This is a genomic window from Vibrio sp. SBT000027 (genome assembly GCF_963894355.1).
Classification (GTDB): Bacteria; Pseudomonadota; Gammaproteobacteria; order Enterobacterales; family Vibrionaceae; genus Vibrio; species Vibrio splendidus.
Window position 1 is genome coordinate 281,587 of the sequence record NZ_CAWQGD010000001.1, and the last position, 20,375, is coordinate 301,961.

Annotated in this window: 16 protein-coding genes; 11 read left to right on the forward strand and 5 right to left on the reverse strand. The window is 45.9% G+C overall.

Features of this window, described 5'->3' with window-relative positions; genetic code table 11:
• Positions 1-8: 8 nt before the first annotated feature.
• From AACU28_RS01220 to AACU28_RS01235, 4 genes are all read right to left on the reverse strand, one after another.
• The gene (locus AACU28_RS01220; RefSeq protein WP_121602152.1) at positions 9-2,393 is read right to left on the reverse strand and encodes a M4 family metallopeptidase; all 2,385 of its coding nucleotides are present in this window, start codon (positions 2,391-2,393) and stop codon (positions 9-11) included.
• A 564-nt stretch (positions 2,394-2,957) separates the two neighbouring features.
• Positions 2,958-3,233 (reverse strand): hypothetical protein, encoded by a 276-nt coding sequence (locus tag AACU28_RS01225; RefSeq protein ID WP_004732471.1) that lies wholly within the window; start codon positions 3,231-3,233, stop codon positions 2,958-2,960.
• A 135-nt stretch (positions 3,234-3,368) separates the two neighbouring features.
• Positions 3,369-4,688, reverse strand: coding sequence for a sensor histidine kinase (locus AACU28_RS01230; RefSeq protein ID WP_121602153.1), 1,320 nt, complete (start codon positions 4,686-4,688; stop codon positions 3,369-3,371).
• Between the two features lie 36 nt (positions 4,689-4,724).
• A complete protein-coding gene (locus AACU28_RS01235) occupies positions 4,725-5,429 on the reverse strand; it encodes a response regulator (protein ID WP_026012327.1) in 705 nt (234 codons plus the stop codon).
• Positions 5,430-5,708: 279 nt separating this feature from the next.
• Between AACU28_RS01235 and AACU28_RS01240 the strand changes: the two genes are divergently transcribed.
• Together AACU28_RS01240 and AACU28_RS01245 are read left to right on the forward strand one after the other, a co-directional pair.
• The gene (locus AACU28_RS01240; protein WP_121602154.1) at positions 5,709-6,806 is read left to right on the forward strand and encodes an alpha/beta hydrolase; all 1,098 of its coding nucleotides are present in this window, start codon (positions 5,709-5,711) and stop codon (positions 6,804-6,806) included.
• 308 nt (positions 6,807-7,114) lie between these two features.
• Positions 7,115-8,314, forward strand: a complete 1,200-nt coding sequence (locus tag AACU28_RS01245) for a diaminopropionate ammonia-lyase (protein ID WP_121602155.1) — start codon at positions 7,115-7,117, stop codon at positions 8,312-8,314.
• 183 nt (positions 8,315-8,497) lie between these two features.
• Here the strand turns inward: AACU28_RS01245 and AACU28_RS01250 are convergent, their stop codons facing one another.
• Entirely contained in the window at positions 8,498-8,989 is a 492-nt protein-coding gene (locus AACU28_RS01250; RefSeq protein WP_004732456.1) for an Lrp/AsnC family transcriptional regulator, read from the reverse strand.
• A 309-nt stretch (positions 8,990-9,298) separates the two neighbouring features.
• Here AACU28_RS01250 and AACU28_RS01255 point away from each other — a divergent pair, with 309 nt between their 5' ends.
• The 9 genes from AACU28_RS01255 (at position 9,299) to betA (ending at position 20,325) form a co-directional block, all read left to right on the forward strand.
• On the forward strand, positions 9,299-10,093 hold the full coding sequence (locus AACU28_RS01255) for a maleate cis-trans isomerase family protein (protein ID WP_121602156.1): 795 nt from the start codon (positions 9,299-9,301) through the stop codon (positions 10,091-10,093).
• A gap of 101 nt (positions 10,094-10,194) precedes the next feature.
• Entirely contained in the window at positions 10,195-11,421 is a 1,227-nt protein-coding gene (locus tag AACU28_RS01260) for a M20 aminoacylase family protein (RefSeq protein WP_121602157.1), read from the forward strand.
• Between the two features lie 249 nt (positions 11,422-11,670).
• Positions 11,671-12,714, forward strand: coding sequence for a TRAP transporter substrate-binding protein (locus AACU28_RS01265; protein ID WP_121602158.1), 1,044 nt, complete (start codon positions 11,671-11,673; stop codon positions 12,712-12,714).
• A 120-nt stretch (positions 12,715-12,834) separates the two neighbouring features.
• Positions 12,835-13,377 carry a TRAP transporter small permease gene (locus AACU28_RS01270; protein WP_102450028.1) on the forward strand — a complete coding sequence of 181 codons (543 nt, stop codon included), beginning with the start codon at positions 12,835-12,837 and terminating at the stop codon, positions 13,375-13,377.
• Positions 13,374-14,717: a TRAP transporter large permease gene (locus tag AACU28_RS01275; RefSeq protein WP_061021025.1), complete on the forward strand. Its 1,344-nt coding sequence runs from the start codon at positions 13,374-13,376 to the stop codon at positions 14,715-14,717. The genes AACU28_RS01270 and AACU28_RS01275 overlap by 4 nt, the downstream gene beginning before the upstream one ends.
• Before the next feature lie 37 nt (positions 14,718-14,754).
• Positions 14,755-15,936: a M24 family metallopeptidase gene (locus tag AACU28_RS01280; RefSeq protein WP_102497190.1), complete on the forward strand. Its 1,182-nt coding sequence runs from the start codon at positions 14,755-14,757 to the stop codon at positions 15,934-15,936.
• Between the two features lie 401 nt (positions 15,937-16,337).
• Positions 16,338-16,940 carry a transcriptional regulator BetI gene (gene betI, locus AACU28_RS01285; RefSeq protein ID WP_004732441.1) on the forward strand — a complete coding sequence of 201 codons (603 nt, stop codon included), beginning with the start codon at positions 16,338-16,340 and terminating at the stop codon, positions 16,938-16,940.
• 124 nt (positions 16,941-17,064) lie between these two features.
• Entirely contained in the window at positions 17,065-18,525 is a 1,461-nt protein-coding gene (gene betB, locus AACU28_RS01290) for a betaine-aldehyde dehydrogenase (RefSeq protein WP_121602159.1), read from the forward strand.
• A 72-nt stretch (positions 18,526-18,597) separates the two neighbouring features.
• Entirely contained in the window at positions 18,598-20,325 is a 1,728-nt protein-coding gene (gene betA, locus AACU28_RS01295) for a choline dehydrogenase (RefSeq protein ID WP_121602160.1), read from the forward strand.
• The last annotated feature ends 50 nt before the right edge of the window (positions 20,326-20,375 follow it).

Here is a 20,375-nt window from a genome sequence, read left to right on the forward strand (position 1 = left end):
ACTTTCGATTATTGAGTTTTAATGAAACGGTAGTGCTTGGTTTCTGAACAGATATCGCTTGAGGTACATACTTGGTACTCAACATCTACTGTGCCGTTGTGACGGAACTTGTCGACGTATGAGTTGAAGTCTGTAGCACCAACATTTTTGCCATTACGCTTAATCACGAAGTAGTCGTTGGTGTTGTAATCCCATGCCAGCTTAACGCGAGCTTTGCCATTCGGGTTTTTGTTACCAAACTTCAGTTTTAGTGGGAAGCCTTCCGCTGAGTCACCTTCAATCGTAATAGATTTGCTTGTTGATGTTGCAACGCCTGCATCGTCAGTCACGGTTAGGGTAATCACGTAGTCGCCAGCTTCAGCGTAGGTATAGCGAGTCACTTCACCTGTTTGTGTGTTGCCATCGCCAAGGTTCCATTGGTAAGAGACGATCTGACCATCGCTGTCCGAACTTGTGCTGCGCAGTTCTACTTCTTTGCCGACAATGGTGTGTTCGAAAGAAGAAACTGGCGGTACGTTAGCATTGCCTGATTCGTACGATGCTTTCAGATTTGCACCTGCGTAATCTGAGTAACCCAGAATGTTCACCGTGTAGCGACCGGCCGTTGGGTTTTCAATCACACACACTTCATCGGTTACACTTTCACTCTTACAGATATTCTCTTGAGAGCTTGGCGCATAATCTAGACCGACATACATATCTGGGTCACCAGTAGAGACAGCAAGATCAATCGTTAGCTTGTCTTGGCCTTCTGGTACTTCGATATCGAAGTAAGTTTTTGAGCCGGTTTCACCAGCAACCGCAGCTTCAACACCGTTTTCAAGGCGTTGATATTCCGGTTCTGGCGGCAGTGGTGGCTCGGCACATGGGGTAACACCCACCAGACCGAACGCAGAAACAACATCATCGGCATTGTAGCCAAGGTCGGTTGCCGAGTTTTTCACGCCACAAGCACCTTGCCAGAAGTCACTGTTTTCCGACCAGTAAATTTGGTTGGATAGCACGAAAAGCTCGAACGCTTTTTTGGTATCCCAGCCTTGTGTGGTTGCAAGATGGTAGAAGGCCTTGTTGAACACACCAGAACTGTAGTGGACATTCAAGCCATCGTAGTACTCGGATGCGTTGTTGATTGAAGAACCATCTCGTGATGGATCGTCCATGTAACGCAGAGCGCCGTCGCCTTTAAAGATATTACGGCCGACCATCCAGTCGTTGGTGCCTTTCATGTAGTATTCTGCAGCTTCACCTGCCATATCAGAGAAAGCTTCGTTCATACCACCGGATTGGTTCGCGTAAACCAAACCTGAGTTTTGCTCAGTGAAACCGTGGCTCACTTCGTGGGCTGACACATCTAGGCTAACAAGTGGATAGAAGAAGCTTTCACCATCGCCAAAAGTCATTGCCTTGCCGTCCCAAAATGCGTTCTCGTAGTTATTTCCGTAGTGAACACGCATCATGAGTTTGAAAGAGAGTGGCGCAGTGTCGAACCAGTTCTTATACATGTCGAATACGATGTTACCGAAGTAGTGCGCATCGTTGAGTGGAGAGAAGGCTCCGTTCACTTCTTTATGTTCGTTACGAGGACATTCATAGCTGTAAGTGGTGTCGCCGTCTGTCGCACCATTCAGGTCAACGGTAACGACATTTTCAGACTCCATCACACACTCTGTGCCATTTTCTACCACATCAAGGTAGTGGTAGTCGGTGCCGTATTCGTACATGCCTGTTTTTTCGTTGCCACCGGGGCCTGTACCGATCTGTGCGTGAGCAATACCTTCCCAACGGTCGATGACTTCGCCGGTGTGTGCGTCTAGCATGGTGAATGGTCGAGTCGGCTGTTCGCTACCCTCGACAAGGTAAGAGACAACGTAGACTAGGCGTGTTTTATCTGCACCTTGTGAGCCAATGCCTTGTTTATCAGCTCCTTGCTTAGAGGCGCCCTGATAAATAAACAGCTGATGTTGTACGTTGTCTAAAGATTTGCTGGTTAAGCCCTGAACTTTGAGATCTTTACTCGCAAGCTCAACCGCTTGAGAGCTGTTGATCGATGGCTTAACAAAAGATCGCTCTAGGGTCGTCGTTTTAAGGTAGCTGCCTTGAACAGACTTAAGTGCGCCACCTTGTACACTTTGGGTGGCATTTAGGTAATGCCCCCAAACGGGTGTTCCCCAGATGTTCTGTTGGATCTTAACTTTGTAGATACCACGCTTTTTGAGGTTAACTTCCTTTACCATCTTAAAGCTAGAGGCGTTACTGACACCTAACTGAGCGTTCAACCCAGAAAAGCTAGTAAAGTTGATCGGTTGATCGATGTTAACGGATTCACTTGCATGTACTGATAAAGACATAGCACTCGCTATAGCAACGGCAACTAAACGCTTTTTCATTTTCATTGTTATTTTCTCTTTCCATGTAAAATCCATGAAAACGTAACAAAATTATCACAACGAATTTACATCATTCGATCTGATTAATTAGTAGCATGGCAATGATCTCTTTTATTCATGAAACTTATATTTCTCGTATTTACAGATAGTTATCGTTTCTGTTTATTTTTGAACGCACTCATAGGTTTTATTTATAAAATCATGACAATTTTATTAGGTGTTGTTTTTTATTGGAAATTAAGATTTCTAGGTAAATTGATCTGTGCCTCAATTAGCGGGCTCTGGGTTGATAGAAGGATCAACGATTTGGAAGTGTCATTTTGAGCGAAAGACTATTAAGCGAGTTTAAAGGCAATTTTGATAAGAAATTGACGATTTTGGGGCTTATTTTCTGAATTGTTAGTTACAAGAGAGTTAGCCAAATGGGGCTTTATTTGGCACAGAGCACAAAAACTGCTGGATGAAAAAAGCCAGCGACGGGTCACTGGCTTAGATTAACTTAGTTTGTGCAGGCTACTGATTAAAGGTACGTAACTAATACACTTAGCTATGGTCTGCGACTAAAGCGAATTACTGCTTTTTACCGCCAACTTGAACATATTCAATACCAATAATACGGTTGATAACACCCAAAACAGAGGTCGTATCAGAATTTGTTGATGTAACGGTATCGACGGTTGCGCCTTCAGGAACCAATTCCATTGCACGATCTTGAGTGTTGCCCGGAACTTGGAAGCCTACAATGTTGAAGCTCTCAGCGTGCGCTGTGTAAACTTCTTCATTGTGGTTAATACCTGAACAACCTGCTAGAGAAACAATGCCTAAAACAACTAATAACTTTTTCATAAAAATACCTTAAGAATGATTGGAATCGAGATGGCAAGCCACAAAAGCAGTGTCGTGATTATCTAGATTCAATAAGTTCATGGGAGACAGCATCTCCCGACCGATGTTGAACATTATTCCAGAGGTGTTTTGTAGTTACTGTATGGGTTTGTCAGTTGAATCATTACACAGCTGAATGGTAATGGTGAATACCGCACCCTTTAAGGCTTGGCTCTGACCTACCTCCACGGTTGCGTTGTGTTGAGCACAGATCTTCTCAACGATAGACAGCCCTAAACCATGACCGCTCTTGGCTTTGTTACGCGCTTTGTCGCCAACGTAAAACGGTTCAAACAGGCGAGCTTGATGCTCCTTTGCCACACCATCACCGTCATCGTGTACCGCGATTTGTAGCTGATCTTGATGCACGCTTGCTGCAATCGACACTTGTGAGCGTGCGAATTTCATTGCGTTACGCACTAGGTTATCTAGTGCTCGGTTAAGTAGCGTTTCATCCGCCATTATTGAGCTAGATTGCTCTGGTAGCGATAGGTCGATGTTGAGCTGAGTGTCTTTGTTCCAACGCGCCATTGCGTGGTCGAGAAAATCTCGAATCTCTAATGGTTTTTGTAAGTTTTCTAGGTCAGTGCTATCGAGTTTGGCGTAATACAATAGCTCATCAACCATTTTTTCCATTTCTTCTGTGTCTTCGACAATACTCTCAATCGTTCTCTCTTGATCTTCGTTTAGCTGGGTGTCTTTGAGCATTTCAGCTTGCCATTGAATACGGAATATTGGCGTGCGCAGTTCATGGGCGACGGCATTAGTGAGTGAGCGATTACTCTCAATCAAGCGGTGAATTCGGTCGGCCATTAGGTTGAAGGATTTGTTCAGTGACCCAATCGCAATGCCGCTTGAAGTCTCGGCTCGCGAGGAGAGATCCCCTTCAGCAAAACGCAGAGTGGCAGATTCAAGCTTTTTAACTCGGCGGAAGATGATTAACAGGTGGCATAAGCCGTACAAGATAAAGCTTGCTAAAAAGAACAACCAAATGAGGTCATCCTCTAGCTCTATCTTTTGCCTAACGAACGCTTCACTGTTGGGTAGGTAGTGATAGGTATCGCCACTGCTGGCTAATCGAAACCATAGGTCACGTTCATCATCGTGAAAGATAAAGGTATTTGGGTTGGTACTGAAAAATTCTGAAACTGGGCCTGGTATTTCATCGTCTGGGCTGAACGTGACCAGTTTATTTCGTGTGGTTTCTACAAACTGGTTTATCGCTTGATGAGCGGCTTCAAGACCTTGATTCTTAGCGATGTTTTCTATCAGTTGCTGGTGGGCCGTCGCTTCGTAATCTTGCAGTACATATTCGTAGTCGGTGTTGAGCTGATAGACACAGATCTCGTAGGCGACAAGGCCGGTCATAAAGCAAACTAATAGCCCTAACAAGGACTCCAAATAGATACGTCGCATAATTGATCTCTTTCATTACGCTCGTATTGAGCGAGGTTAGTGCCAGGCGGTTGAAACAAACAAATAGCCTTTACCGCGAATGGTCTGAATTTTCTCTGCTGGTGCGTGATCGTCGCCAAGAATCTTTCTTAGGCGCACCACTTTGTTATCAATGGTTCGATCAATCCCGTCGTACTCAATCCCGCGCAGTGTTTGCGTCAAATAGTCACGTGATAATGGCGTATCAGGGTTACTCGCTAATAACCAAAGTAGGTCAAATTCACTGTCAGTGAGTGATAAAACGGCACCTGAAAGTTCACACTTCTTATAGGTGTTTTTCAGAACCAGTTGATCGAACTGAAGGTTGTCTGAGTCATCGACTGAAGTGGTATTAGCGTCTTGACGGCGTAATAACGAGCGAACTCTGGCCAGCAGAACTCTTGGTTTGATTGGCTTGGTGACATAGTCATCAGCCCCTGTCTCTAAACCAGCGACGTGATCAAAGTCGTCATCGCTAGCGGTGAGCATCAAGATTTTACCTTTATAGTGTGTACGCGTCTGTCGGCAGATTGTCAGTCCATCGGTTACAGGGAGCATTAAATCCAACAACACGATGTCAGGTTGTTCGGCAAGGATCGTTTTCGCAGCATCACTACCGTCATCTAACGTGGTGACATCAAAATCCTGCGTGACAAAGTAGTCCTGCAGCATTTTCTGAAGTTTTAAATCGTCTTCCACGATGATCATTTTAGGTTTTGTCATTCCATTATCAGCCTTGTCGTGCGTTTCAATCATTGAGATTACGTGAGGGAGCCTTATCTAGTGGTTAGCTATTGTGGCATCTCCAATTTGCATGCTTTACGTAAAATACCTGACATGAATGATTAAACACTTTCCACGCCAGTTCAATGATGATTTTTAATTTGTGCGAAAATAAAAAACAATGTTCAAAAAGATATACATTCTCATACATTCGCACGACAGATGTTTTTGTCTTTAAATAATAGAATTTTCCCATCAAACAATTTTGGGAATTATCACATGAATAGTTATAGAAAAACGCTACTGGCATTACCTTTGGTTCTATTAGCGGGCTGTAATTCAAGCTCTAACTCAAGCAAAGCGGCGACTAAAGCACAAGTGAAACCTAAGGCAGATTACGTGTTTTCATCAGCTAAGTTTGGCGAGTTGTATCAAGAGCGACAAGAGGTCCAAGAGTCAATGGAGCTGACTTACGATGGTGTGCAGTATGAAACTATTCTGTTTGCGGAAGACATTAGTGATAAGCAAAAAGTGGTGAGGCTTGCGGATAGTTTAGGTCAAAGCGTTGACCTGTATTTTCCTGATGCAGGGTTTGATAGCTGTGGTATCTACACCGAGAGCAAGGGTTTGGACGTGTTTGATTGCAGCTCCGCGTTACGCTCTGTTTCTAATGAGACCACGTTAATCCAAACAACAGCGAACAGTGCAAAAGCCGTTAAGCTTGAATACCACAATGAGTTGTCGCAATACGTGACGAGCCTGGGTTCGACGATTTTGAGCAACACTAAAAGTGGGAACAAGGTAACGATAACCACCTCGTTTGCCTTCAACGCTTTTTACCGAGATGTGCTTAAAGAGACTGGCGCTGTTGAGCGCATTAATTCGACTCTGGGTGCATCAACCTATTCTCAGCTTTTTGATATCGTAAAGTTATACCGAGGCAGTGAGATGACATTGAAGTTCACTAACCACATCGGTGGCAGTGCCGACGATGATATCAATATGTACACCGGGCGCATGATTAAGAACAACAAGATGACGACAATCGTGACCCCAACGGGTTCGGTTTTCTCGGGTGGTACCGATCTATTTGCTGCTGGTAATCCACGTATCTTACAGCGCTCTAACACCAAGCAGGCCATTGAATTAAACAAACAAATCGGCGTGCACAGTTGGGGGACGGGCGATAAGACCGCAAAAGATTTCCCGTATACTGAGGAGAGCCACCGTAAGCAAGCGACGTATTTTAAGAAGGTGATGGGAGATACAGGGATTGATTTTTACATCTTCACTTTAGACTCTGCGCCATCTGATGGTGAACACTGGGTGACTAAGACCGATTCAGATAAATACGGCTTCATCACTCGAATTGAGTAGCTTAAGCTCGGATTAAAATTAGAAACGACTTGAAAGGGTTGGTGATGACGTTGTTGTCACCAACCCTTTGAGCATCTGTTGTTTAGTGTACTGGCATATTGAGTCGTCGAGTACCGATGTTCGTTGGTGAATAAATTCTTCATTTAACACTCATGTAACAATTAATTTCCGCAGATCGTGTGATAAGAATGTGTAATCACGGCACTTTTTTATCGATAGAATTTATTATCCGCAGCCTTACTGGCCGTTAGCTTTCTATAATCTAACGATGTAAGGAGCATGTGAATGACTAATAAGGACGATCATTTATGCAGTTACTGGCAGGCACTCTGACCCACTACGCTAACCCTCAAGCACGCCCTGAATTGGAATACTCGAGCGAGCAGCGTGACATTTTAAGTGTCGCGAACTCACAACAGGCGATTAAAGATATTTCTCAATGGCCAGGCTACTCTGTTACTCCTTTGCATGAGCTGAATGCTATCTCTGCTGAGATCGGCGTAAACAAGTTTTGGTACAAAGATGAATCGCAGCGTTTTGGCCTGAAGAGTTTTAAAGCACTAGGCGGCGCTTATGCCGTTGCTCGTCAGCTTCAGATTGAAATCGCCAATCGCTATGGGAAGAACCCGACCATCAGTGAGCTGCTCAACGGGGAATGGAAATCAGAAGTTGCTGAAATCGTTGTCAGCTGTGCAACTGACGGAAACCATGGTCGCTCCGTCGCATGGGGCGCACAAATGTTTGGTTGTGGTTGTGTTATCTACATTCACCGTGACGTATCGGAAGGCCGCAAGCAAGCGATGGAAGCGTTCGGTGCAGAAGTGGTACGCATTACTGGTAACTACGATGAATCCGTTCGTTTGGCCGACTCAGAAGCTAAAGCGCAAAATCGCGTGATTGTTTCGGACACCTCTTACGAAGGCTACATGGAAATCCCTAAAGACGTTGCTTTAGGTTACACCGTGATGTTGGCAGAAATTGTTGAGCAATTGGATGGCGAGATTCCAACCCATGTCTTTGTGCAAGGGGGAGTGGGTGGTTTGGCATCCGCTGTCTGTGGTTACTTCTGGGATTTGTGGGGCGTCGATCGTCCACGTTTTGTAATCGTAGAACCTGAGCAGGCTAACTGCTTACAGAAGAGTGCTCAAGCGGGTAAGCCGATTGTGGTTACGGGCGACTTAGAGACGCTGATGGCTGGTTTGGCATGTGGTGAGGTTTCAAGCTTGGCGTGGACGATTCTACAAAATGGCGCGGATGACTTTATGACGTTGAGCGAAGAAGCTATTCCTCAATCGATGCGTATGTTGGCAAGTGGCGAACAAACAGAAGTAGCGATAGAAGGGGGGGAATCTGCCGTTCCTGGATTTGCCGCAGCGATCATCGCCAAGCAAGACATGAACTTCGCTGAAAAATTGAATTTGACTGAAGACAGTCGAGTGTTGGTGGTTGGTACTGAAGGGGCAACCGACCCCGATCTCTACCAACAGATCATCGACAACAAAATCTAATAGCGAAAAGTACATAGTTAGCAGCTAGCAGTTAACAGTAAATAGCTAATAGCTAATCGCGAACAACGAATAATAAAGTAAGCCCCAAGGTTGGCGGTATGTAAGGTTTCTTCATACCGTCTTTTTTCCTCTCTTTTCTGACTTCATTTCACGACACGCCTTGCTTTCTAATCGCGCTGGTCATCAATCACGCTGCTCATCAATTGGAATCGTCAGCCCAACCTTGACGTTATCCATCACCACATTGGTTTGAAAGCTCTTGATATTGGCATTGTCGAAGAAGGCTTCACGAGTAAAGTTGTCGTAACCCTCCATATCCGCTGCTGTGACAATCATGATGAAATCTGAACTGCCGGTTACGTAATAGCATTGCTGTACTGAGCGGTTTGAACTCATCTCTTTTTTGAAATTGTGCATCAAATCCACACGCTCACGCTCTAGCGTTACCTGAACGATAAACGTCATTCCGTGGCCGACTGCCTTTGGGTTGATCACTGAGACATCAGCTTGAATGACACCTTGTGCTCTCATGCGTTTTAAACGGCGCTGAACAGCAGCTGGAGAGAGCCCGACCTTTTCTGCAATCTTGTCTGAGGTAGCTCTGTTTGAGTCTTGTACGATGTTGAGGATCTTCTTGTCGAAACTGTCGACCACCAATGCAGGTTGCTGTGTCATACCCATACTTCCCAATATCTGTTTGTAAATTAATTGTTTCTTTTGAACCAGTGTGTGATCGAGTTAAAGGTATTTAGCCTTAACATTTAGACCTCGATGAGCGAGAACAAAAAACTACTATAACGCAGAAAAATGCGGAATTTCTGCACAAAAAGGCAATCATTTAATGATAATCCTTAAAGTTATCGGTGCATTATTAATCTTGTGAACAAAATGTAAAGATCAAATTGACAGGGTTTGAAAATTATATGAAACATGTTGTTAACATCCTTTGGGCGATGTTAACTCTCGCTCAAGGAGTTGGAAAGTATGAAATCTGCAACCGCTACTTTACAGTTTGAATTAGAAAAATTGGCACCAGCAGGACGCGTCGGTGTGATTGCGTTAGCGACAGATTTCAATATTGAGCGTGATTTAAACGCGCTGTATCCAAACGATGTGCAATCGTTCACCAGCCGCCTGAGAAACTACAATCCATTGACGATAGAAAACCTGCGTAAGATGGAACCGGGAATCGCTGCTTGTGCCGATACCATCTTACCGGGCACCGAATTGGATGTGGTGATTTACGCTTGTACTTCCGGCACCATAGCGATTGGCAGCGAGCGCATTACGCAGCTCATTCATCAGTCTCGTCCAAACGCTGCGGTTACGAATCCGGTGACTGCTGCCTTATCGGCTTTCGACAGTTTTAAAGCCAAGCGTATCTCGGTATTAACACCTTATACCGAAGCCGTAAATAAAGATGTCGCGGCATTTTTTGAATCACAAGGCATTGAGGTGTTGAGCATCGCAGGCTTTGGTTTTGAAGATGACACCGCAATGACGTTCATTTCTCCAATGGACATCAAACAAGCAGCGATACAAGTTTGCGACCCTGACGCGGATCTTCTGTTTATCTCTTGCACGGCATTACGTGCTGCATCGGTGATTGAATCCATTGAAGCGGAATTAGATAAGCCCGTTGTCAGCAGCAATCAGGTGCTGGCTTGGCACTCGCTTCAGTTGATGAACTACCCCATACCCATTAAAGGGTTTGGTGCGCTGCTAGAGCACCATCTCCAACCATCCTCAGATAATTGCCGAAGGTCGCAGTCGTTGTAACGACCTTTGATTAAAGCTGCTCGCTTTGCGTTTAACTTCAGCAGCCAAGCTAACTCTACATTTAACGTTAATACAAAGAATTACACTTTGGGATCACTACTATGCCGTCTACTTTCTCGATCAAACCAGACCAACTGTCTTCGCAGCTTATTCAAAGCATGAAGGAGTGGCGTCAACACTTACACCGTTTCCCTGAGTGTGGCTTTGACGTCAACCTCACCTCTGATTTCATCGCCAGTAAGCTTGAGAGCTTTGGCATTGAAGTGGTGCGTAACATCGGTAAAACAGGATTAGTAGGGATACTTCGTTCCGGATCAAGTGAGGCAAGTATTGGCCTAAGAGCTGACATGGATGCTTTGCACATTCATGAACAAAACAGCTTTGAGCATTGCTCACAACACGACGGAAAGATGCACGCTTGTGGACACGATGGACACTCTGCAATGTTGCTTGGCGTAGCAAGCTATCTAGCCGAAAATCTATTAGCCCAAAACCTATCATCAGGGAACCCAACCTTCGATGGCACGGTATATTTCATTTTTCAACCCGATGAAGAGCACGGCTGTGGCGCTCAAGCGATGATTGATGATGGCTTGTTTGAACGATTCTCAATTGATGAAGTGTATGGCGTGCATAACTTTCCCGGCTTAGCGGAAGGTGAATTGATGGTTCGCCCCGGATCATTAATGGCCAGTGAGAGTAGCTTTGAGATCACCATCAATGGTGTGGGTGGACATGCTGCTCTGCCGCATCAAGGGGTCGATCCTCTCGTCGTTGGCTCGCAAGTCATTCTTGGTCTACAAACCATAGTGTCTCGTAATTTGAGTGCGATTCACGACACGGCTGTAGTCTCTGCCACCGAATTTATTACCGATGGCACGGTTAACGTCATCCCAACTCAAGTGGTCATTAAAGGCGATTGTCGCTGCTTCACTGAATCTTCTCTCGATCGAATCAAGCAAAGCATGGAGCGAATTGTGGCGGGCATTTGTCAGGCAGCTGGCGCGACTTACGAATTCGAGTTTATCAATACCTTCTACCCAACCATCAACAGCGAGCAACAAACCCAATACTCGGTAGCTGCCGCGCAGAAGGTGCTTGGTGTAGAGAACGTCAATGATGCCTGCGACCCACTAACAATTTCTGAAGATTTTTCAAGCATGTTGCGTGTTAAACCGGGCTGTTATGTGCTGTTGGGTAATGGCACGGAATCGGTCGGTGGTTGCGCATTACATAACCCGAAATACGACTTTAATGACGGCATCTTAAAGCTCGGTGCGAGCTACTGGATTCAGTTGGTGAACGATCGTTTAGCAAGACCAATTTAGAAATGCTTATTTAGAAACACTTATTTAGAAAAATGAATTAGAAGCAACTCAATGAGAAGTAACAACTCAATTAGAAGCAGTAACTCAATTTGAAGTAACAAGTATAGAAACAGATTCAGCAGTGACGTATTTGGCACTGCAAGATGGCTGACTTTAAACGGAGTTTATTGTCGACACGGCCAAAACTGAAGCGCGTGAAGTGACCAAGGTCATCAGCGTGTAATTAGGATAATAAAAAGGAAAGACAGGATGAAACGATTAGGCGTAGCACTGCTAAGTTTGAGCATGGTTTTTGGCGTTCATGCCGAAACATGGAAGTTTGCTTCAGAAGAGGACAAAACAGACGTTCAAGACATCTATGCGCAAAAATTTGCGGAAGTGATTAAGAAGGAATCTGATGGCGACATCCGCGTTCGCATCTATTACTACGGTCAACTGGGTACAGAAAACGACATCGTAGAGCTGGCTGCTAAGGGCACGATTCAATTTGTGTCTGTTGGCGCGGGTCACTTAGGGTCTTATGTTCCTGAAGTACAAGCGGTGAGCTTACCGTATGTTCTGGGTACTAACGAAGCGATCACGCATAAGGTGTTAACGGAAAGTCCAACCATCTACAACAAGCTGGCACCTAAGTTTGAGAGCGTAAACTTAAAGCTGTTGTCGATGATGTCTGAAGGTGAAATGGTGTGGGGCGGCAATAAACCTATCCGTACACCTGAAGATTTTGCGAACCAGAAAATCCGTACTTTCACTTCAACCATTCCTGTTGAAACCTACAAGGCGTTTGGTGCAACACCGACTCCTCTTTCTTGGGGTGAAGTGTACGGTTCATTACAACTTAAGACCATTGATAGCATGGTTAACCCGATTTACTTCATCTACAACGCGAAGTGGCATGAGGTTCAAGACTACCTAATGTTCCCAGGTCAGCAACCCTATGTCAGCACGGTATCGACCAACAGCAAGTGGTACAACGGCCTGTCGAAAGAGAAGCAAGCGATGGTCGACAAAGCGATCACAGCAGCAGACCAAGCGGCTTACGACTATCAGATCCGCATCAACAAAGAGAACATGGACAAAATCTTGAAAGAGCGTCCAGACATGCAAGTGGTTGTGTTAACTGAGGAAGAGCGTGAACGCTTCAAGGTCCTCAGTCAAAAGCTGCACACGACTTACTATGACGTGGTAGCAAATACCTACCCTGTCGGTGAGCAAAGTGAAGCGCGTGAGGGTGCGAAAACCATTCTCGAAGAAATCCTAGATGAAGTGAAGGCTGCTTCAGCGACGCAATAGAAAGCGTTGTCAGGATGAATGCTATCCGCTGTTTATTGGCAGCGGTTAGCTTATCCCCACCTTCTCCAAATTGTGGCAATGGACCCCTGTCACTGAACGAAGTATGGAGCACTGCCTGTTATGAAAGAACTGCTACATAAAATAAGCGTCGCGACAGAAAAGCTAGAACGCTTTTTGATCACAACCGCTATTCTCGCGATGATGATCAACTCCACCGCCAATGCGATTGGGCGATATGCCTTCAATAAAAGCCTGTTCTTCTCAGAAGAGCTTAATCAATTCCTTATTGTCTCAGTGACCTTTATTGGCTTCGCCTATGCCGTCCGCCAAGGTCGAAATATCCGCATGACTGCGGTGTACGATTCACTGAGTTTCAAAGCCCAGAAGGTGCTCACCACCGTGATTGCATTGTTGACTGGGATGTTGATGTTTTACCTCGCTTATCACGCCTTCCTGTATGTCCAAGAGTTGAAGTCAATCAACCGACTGAGCCCAGCGCTGCAGTTTCCGGTGTATTGGGTCTACTCCATTATTCCAATCGGCTTTGCCATAGCAGGGCTGCAATACAGCATGAGTTTTTTGATGAACTTGCTGCATAAAGAAATCTACGTGTCATTCGATGTCATAGAGAATAAAAATAACAATGTGGGTGAATTCGAATGAGTGATATTGCACAATTTTTCTCGGACATTATTGCCGGCGAACTCGATATTTATGTCATCACTTTTACTTTGGTCTCTGTGATGGTGATTCTGCTGTTTTTGAGCTTCCCAATGATTGTACCGTTAGCGGTTGGGGCCTTAATTGGCTTGATTCATTTCTCTCAGGTTGAGCCGGGAGTGCTGATTCAGCAGATGGTGACAGGCATTTCGCCGAACGCCTTGATTGCGGTGCCGATGTTCATCTTAGCTGCGGATATTATGACGCGTGGTCACACGGCCTATAACTTGCTGGGTCTGATCCAAGCGTTTGTAGGACATTTGCGTGGCGGGTTGCCGATTACGACCTGTATTAGCTGTACCTTATTTGGATCGGTTTCTGGATCGACTCAGGCGACCGTGGTGTCGGTTGGCCAAATCATGCGCCCGAAGTTGCTGCAAGCAGGGTACAAAGACAGCTTTGTGATGGCGCTGATCATCAATGCCAGTGACATCGCGTTTCTTATTCCGCCAAGTATTGGTTTGATTCTTTACGGCACCTTAGCCAACGCCAGTGTGGGCGAATTGTTCATTGCTGGTATTGGCCCAGGTTTAGTGCTCGCGAGCTTGTTCTCGTTATACAGCTATGCCTACAGCGTCAAACACAGCGATACCATCACTTTGGTTGAAAAAGCCAACACCGCAGAACGCATTGAAGCGATCAAGAAAGCGATTCTTCCTCTCGGTTTCCCTGCTTTAATTATCGGCGGTATCTACTCTGGGGTCGTGACGCCAACAGAAGCCGCTTCGTTTGCGGTGCTGTATGCGATCATTGTCGAGTGTATTTTCTATCGTAAGCTTGGCGTGAAAGACATCTGTGATGCGGCGTTAAATACTGGCTTGATTACCGCGGTTGTATTTGTGTTGGTGGGTGTTGGTCAGGCTTTTTCTTGGTACATCTCTTTCGAACAAATCCCTCAAGAACTGTTAGCACCTTTGGACTTAGAGAGTGCCTCTCCAGAGTACATCTTGTTTGTCATCGCACTGACTTTCTTTGTCGGCTGTATGTTTGTGGATTCGTTAGTGGTTTTGCTGATCTTGACGCCGATTTTCATGCCGATTGTTGATGCAGCAGGCATCGACCCGATATTGGTGGGTGTGATGGTGACATTGCAAATGGCCATTGGCTCAGCGACGCCACCTTTTGGGTGCGACATCTTTACTGCTATCGCCATCTTTGAAAAGCCTTATATGGAAGTGATTCGCGGGACGCTGCCGTTCTTCCTGATCTTGGTGTTGATGTCTGCGTTGCTGATTTTCTTCCCAAGCATCGCTCTGTTGCCAAGAGACATCTTATTCAATTAACCCGTCGAGTTACCCTTATTCAATCAAGGATAGAGATATGAGTATATTGCCATTAACACCTCCGCAGAGAGGGTTTGAAGCAGCAGAACTAGAGCAACGTACTGTCGAGTTGCAACAACGTCTTCGCGCGCAAAACATCGATGCTGCGTTTTTTACGACCGAACCAGAATTTCGGTATTTCAGTGGCTTCAAATCGCAGTTTTGGGAAAGCCCAACTCGACCTTGGTTTTTGGTGGTGCCAGCGGTTGGTAAGCCCATAGCGGTAGTACCAGAGATCGGTGTGGCTGGTTTCGACGATACATGGATTGACGATGTGCGCAGTTGGCCGTCACCAAGGCCAGAAGATGACGGTATCTCTTTGTTAGCTTCTACGCTATCTGAAGTCTCCAAAGGTTCTCGCAGAATCGGTTCGATGATTGGCCCGGAAACACATTTGCGTATGCCAGCCACTAATTATGCATTGTTACAGCAGAAGCTGAGCCAACACCGTGTGGTTGATGTGTCGCTGATGGTTCGAGATCTGCGCAGTGTTAAGTCTCAAGCGGAGATCGATAAAGTACGCTTCGCTTGCCAAGTCACGGCGGCGGGCTTTGAGTATCTTCGTCATCATCTCGCTATAGGGATGACAGAACGACAGGCGTGTAAAGCCATGCATTTGGAGATGCTGCGTTTGGGTGCCGATGCGTGTCCTTACTTGATTTCGGCATCCGGCCAAGGTGGCTATGACAACATCATCATGGGGCCAACCGATCGTGTGCTCTCTGAAGGAGATGTGTTGATCATCGATACTGGCGCTAACTTTGATGGCTACTTCAGTGACTTTGATCGGAACTATGCGTTTGGGCATGCGCAGCCAGACACGATAGCGGCTTATGACGCCGTTTATCAATCGACAGAAGCGGGGCTCGCGATGGCAGAGCCGGGACGAACAACCGGAGACGTGTGGCAAGCCATGTGGTCGATGCTCGAAAAGAACGGCGCGCTTGGCAACGATGTGGGTCGTATGGGGCATGGATTAGGCATGCAGCTAACAGAGTGGCCATCACATGTACCAAATGGTGACGTGATATTAAAACCCGGCATGGTGTTAACGTTAGAGCCCGGTATGGCGTTTGCGAAAAACCGCATGATGGTGCACGAGGAAAACATCGTCATCACCGAATCTGGCTGCGAAATGCTGCATCAAAGAGCTTGGCAATCGATGCCGATTATTGGCTAATTGCGCTTAGAATCTAGTCATAATGTTGAATCCTGGTAGAGGAGGGCGTTCAAGCACTTTGTTGGACGCTCGGTTTTCTTTTTCCTTCGCTATACCTCGTCATCTTTTACACCCAAAGACCTCTAATTGCCGAATGCCTCTTTGTTTCAAGAATCTCTCTTTCTGTTCAAATATTGTCCTTGTTGAGCAAAAACATTTGACCAATAACTATCACACCTCAAATCTTTAATTGTTTTCATTAGTGCTCTAAATGATATTTAATTTATTGTTTTATAATGATTTTTGTTGTTTTGAATGCTGTATTGTTACGAGTTTGTTTTAAATAATCATTTGAACCCTAACTAAATTTCTGTCATTTTATATTTAACTGAACGTTCAATATAAAATAAAAGGACTAAGAAATGCCGAAGGTTGGGATGCCTGATATACGTAAACCACAGCTTGTTCAAGCCACCATGACGGTGATTGATCGAGTGGGTTTGCATGCCGCGAGTATTGCGTTGATCAGCAAAGAAGCGGGAGTCTCCACTGGCATTATTAATCACTATTTTGGCGGAAAGCATGGGCTGCTCGAAGAGACCATGCGTGAAATCCTTCGTCAACTTTCCAATACCATCACCACGTCACTAAAAGCACTTCCTGTTGATGCTCACCAACAGAGAATTAACGCGATCATCGATGGTAACTTCGAAGGTTACCAAGCAGAAAATAAGGTCGCGAAGGCGTGGTTGGCATTTTGGTCATATTCAATGCATGACGAGCAGCTGAAAAGACTGCAACGTGTGAATGAAAAACGTTTGATTTCACACTTACGTCTTGAGTTGAAAGGTATTTTGAATCATGAACAAGCGGATCTCGTTGCTCACGGGATTGCGTCTCTGATTGATGGTTTGTGGCTGAGAGGCACATTAAACCCAGATGGTATCGATGCTCAAAAGGCGCGTGCCATCATCAATGATTATCTAGATAAACAACTTACGTTCTACTCGTGTCACAGCAAATAGATCGCAGTGTAGCGCTAGACCTAGACCTAGACCTAGACCTAGAGCTAGAACGACCACTATTCGCACCCAATACTCACATATAGACCAGTAGAGTCTAATAACAATAATTAAGTCAGAATCTCAAATGGAAATGAACTCGTTATACATCGATGGCGCAGCGGTTAAAGCAACCTCTGGTGAAACCTTTGATAGCATTAACCCTGCAAACGGTGAACCTATCGCGACGTTAGGCCAAGCATCTTCAGCGGATGTCGACAGTGCTATTGAATCTGCGAAGCGCGGATTTGCGGTATGGTCAGCAATGACCGCTGTGGAACGCAGCCGTATTCTTTTGAAGGCAGTGGAAATACTTAGAGCTCGAAATGATGACCTTGCAAACCTTGAGGTTGTTGATACAGGCAAGCCGCTGCAAGAAGCGATTGAAGTGGATGTGGCGTCTGGTGCTGATGTTATTGAATACTTTGCTGGTTTGGCTCCAACGCTACAAGGCGACCAACAGCCGCTGAGCGAATCTCAATTTTTCTACACTCGTCGTGAACCGCTAGGCATTTGTGCGGGCATTGGCGCGTGGAACTACCCAATTCAAATCGCGATGTGGAAATCGGCTCCGGCATTGGCCGCGGGTAACGCGATGATTTTCAAACCTTCAGAAGAAACGCCGCTCACAGCACTGAAGCTTGCAGAGATCTTTACTGAAGCTGGTCTTCCTGATGGCGTGTTTAATGTGGTTCAGGGCGATTACCGTGTTGGTCAGATGCTAACGGCGCACCCAGACATCGCAAAAGTGTCGTTCACGGGCGAAACCGGTACCGGTAAAGCGGTAATGGCAGACAGCGCTAAGACGCTGAAATCAGTCACCATGGAACTTGGCGGCAAGTCACCGATGATCGTGTTTGATGATGCGAAATTGGATGATGCAGTTTCCGCTTCGATGGTGGCTAACTTCTACACCCAAGGCGAAGTGTGTACTAACGGTACCCGTGTTTATGTGCACGAAAACATCTACAACGCATTCATCGACCAACTTAAAACACGCACTGAGAAGCTGATCATTGGTGATCCAATGGACATGGATACTCAGATTGGCGCGTTGATTTCTAAAGAACACCTTTCAAAAGTCCTTGAAGCCATTGAGCTAGCTAAGCAGTCGGGTGCAACCTTGCTGACGGGCGGCTATCAAGTAACAGACAACGGCCTCGAAAACGGTAACTTTGTTATCCCAACCGTGTTTGTGGATTGCGAAGACAACATGCCTCACGTTCAACAAGAGATCTTCGGCCCTGTAATGTCAGTGTTGAAGTTTACGGACGAAGACGACGTGATTCGCCGCGCTAACGACACCAAATATGGCCTTGCGGCTGGCGTGTTCACGCAAAACCTTTCTCGTGCGCACCGCGTGATCCATCAAATGCAGGCGGGTATTTGTTGGGTGAACACGTGGGGCGACTCACCTGCAGAAATGCCTGTTGGTGGCTACAAGCTTTCAGGGGTTGGCCGCGAAAACGGACCAGAGACTCTACTCCACTATACGCAGACTAAGAGCATTCTTATTGAACTTGGCGACTACGCCAGCCCTTATGCCTAACGCGTAACACTCAATTTTATGGGTTAGCTTAACAGAGCTAGCCCTACTGACTCATCTCAGGGAAATCAAAACATGGAACAACGCTACGATTATATTATCGTCGGCGCGGGTTCGGCCGGCTGTGTGTTAGCGGATAGGCTAACGGAAAGCGGTGAACATAGCGTTTTATTACTGGAAGCTGGTGGTACGGATAAGAGCATTTTTATCCAGATGCCAACCGCGCTTTCTTACCCAATGAATACTGAAAAGTACGCTTGGCAATTTGAAACAGAGAAAGAACCGGGCCTTGATGGACGTGAACTGCACTGCCCACGTGGCAAAGTTTTAGGCGGCAGCTCATCAATTAACGGCATGGTTTATGTTCGTGGCCACGCGTGTGATTTTGACCAATGGGAAGAAGAGGGCGCTGCGGGTTGGAACTACCAAGCATGTCTGCCTTATTTCCGCCGCGCTGAATCATGGAACAAAGGCGGTGATGAATACCGTGGTGACAATGGTCCTGTCGGCACTTGTAACGGTAACGATATGGAGCTTAACCCGCTTTACCAAGCGTTCATCGATGCAGGTAAAGACGCCGGTTACCCAGAAACACAAGATTACAACGGCTACCAGCAAGAAGGCTTCGGCACCATGCATATGACGGTAGACAAGGGTGTTAGAGCCTCAACCTCTAACGCTTATCTACGTCGAGCATTGAAGCGTTCAAACCTAACCTTGAAGAAAGGTATCGTGGCGCGTCGTTTCTTACTTGAAGCACTCGACGTAAAAGACCAGTCATCAAAAGGTCAATCAGGCTTGAAAGCCGTCGGTGTCGAGTTTGAAAAGTCAGGCAATACTCAAGTGGCTGTGGCGAACAAAGAAGTGATCTCTTCTGCGGGTTCTATCGGTTCTGTTCAACTGCTTCAGCTTTCTGGTATCGGCCCGAAAGCCGTGCTTGAAAAGGCAGGCGTTGAGCTTAAACACGAGCTGAATGGCGTAGGTGAAAACCTTCAAGATCACCTAGAAGTGTACTTCCAATATCACTGCAACGAACCCATCACGCTCAACAGCAAGCTTGGTTTAGTCAGCAAAGGCATGATTGGTGCAGAATGGATTTTGACTCGTAAAGGCCTTGGTGCCACTAACCACTTTGAATCGTGCGCGTTTATTCGTTCTCGCAAAGGATTGAAGTGGCCAAACATTCAATATCACTTCCTACCAGCAGCGATGCGTTACGACGGACAAGCGGCCTTTGATGGTCACGGTTTCCAAGTACACGTTGGGCCTAACAAGCCAGAGAGTCGCGGTACGGTTGCGATCACTTCTGCTGATCCGCATGCCAAGCCAGAGATCATTTTCAACTACATCTCGACTGAACAAGATCGCCAAGATTGGCGCGATTGTATTCGTCTGACGCGTGAGATTTTGTCTCAACCTGCGATGGATGTATACCGAGGCAAAGAGATTCAGCCGGGTCTAAACATTACTTCTGATGAAGCGATTGACGAATGGGTTAAGCAGAACGTTGAAAGTGCTTATCACCCTTCATGTGGCTGCAAAATGGGTTCAGATGATGATCCAATGGCAGTGCTTGATGAAGAGTGTCGCGTTCGCGGTGTCGATAATTTACGTGTTGTCGACTCATCGGTTTTCCCAACCATTCCAAACGGTAATTTGAACGCCCCGACCATTATGGTTGCTGAGCGTGCTTCCGATTTGATTTTAGGTAAGCCGATGCTCAAAGAACAGGGTGTATCAGTGTGGATTGCACCTGAATGGGAAGACAAGCAAAGAATAAATAAACCAATAAGAGAAGCGTAAGCCTCTGTTATTAATTAAAAAATAGAAAATATTTCAAAAATAGAAAAAGC

Bases quoted from the DNA above. Each gene is read 5' to 3' on its own strand.
- AACU28_RS01220 (WP_121602152.1), bottom strand. From the start codon at position 2,393: ATGAAAATGAAAAAGCGTTTAGTTGCCGTTGCTATAGCGAGTGCTATG.
- AACU28_RS01225 (WP_004732471.1), bottom strand. From the start codon at position 3,233: ATGAAAAAGTTATTAGTTGTTTTAGGCATTGTTTCTCTAGCAGGTTGT.
- AACU28_RS01230 (WP_121602153.1), bottom strand. From the start codon at position 4,688: ATGCGACGTATCTATTTGGAGTCCTTGTTAGGGCTATTAGTTTGCTTT.
- AACU28_RS01235 (WP_026012327.1), bottom strand. From the start codon at position 5,429: ATGACAAAACCTAAAATGATCATCGTGGAAGACGATTTAAAACTTCAG.
- AACU28_RS01240 (WP_121602154.1), top strand. From the start codon at position 5,709: ATGAATAGTTATAGAAAAACGCTACTGGCATTACCTTTGGTTCTATTA.
- AACU28_RS01245 (WP_121602155.1), top strand. From the start codon at position 7,115: ATGCAGTTACTGGCAGGCACTCTGACCCACTACGCTAACCCTCAAGCA.
- AACU28_RS01250 (WP_004732456.1), bottom strand. From the start codon at position 8,989: ATGACACAGCAACCTGCATTGGTGGTCGACAGTTTCGACAAGAAGATC.
- AACU28_RS01255 (WP_121602156.1), top strand. From the start codon at position 9,299: ATGAAATCTGCAACCGCTACTTTACAGTTTGAATTAGAAAAATTGGCA.
- AACU28_RS01260 (WP_121602157.1), top strand. From the start codon at position 10,195: ATGCCGTCTACTTTCTCGATCAAACCAGACCAACTGTCTTCGCAGCTT.
- AACU28_RS01265 (WP_121602158.1), top strand. From the start codon at position 11,671: ATGAAACGATTAGGCGTAGCACTGCTAAGTTTGAGCATGGTTTTTGGC.
- AACU28_RS01270 (WP_102450028.1), top strand. From the start codon at position 12,835: ATGAAAGAACTGCTACATAAAATAAGCGTCGCGACAGAAAAGCTAGAA.
- AACU28_RS01275 (WP_061021025.1), top strand. From the start codon at position 13,374: ATGAGTGATATTGCACAATTTTTCTCGGACATTATTGCCGGCGAACTC.
- AACU28_RS01280 (WP_102497190.1), top strand. From the start codon at position 14,755: ATGAGTATATTGCCATTAACACCTCCGCAGAGAGGGTTTGAAGCAGCA.
- betI (WP_004732441.1), top strand. From the start codon at position 16,338: ATGCCGAAGGTTGGGATGCCTGATATACGTAAACCACAGCTTGTTCAA.
- betB (WP_121602159.1), top strand. From the start codon at position 17,065: ATGGAAATGAACTCGTTATACATCGATGGCGCAGCGGTTAAAGCAACC.
- betA (WP_121602160.1), top strand. From the start codon at position 18,598: ATGGAACAACGCTACGATTATATTATCGTCGGCGCGGGTTCGGCCGGC.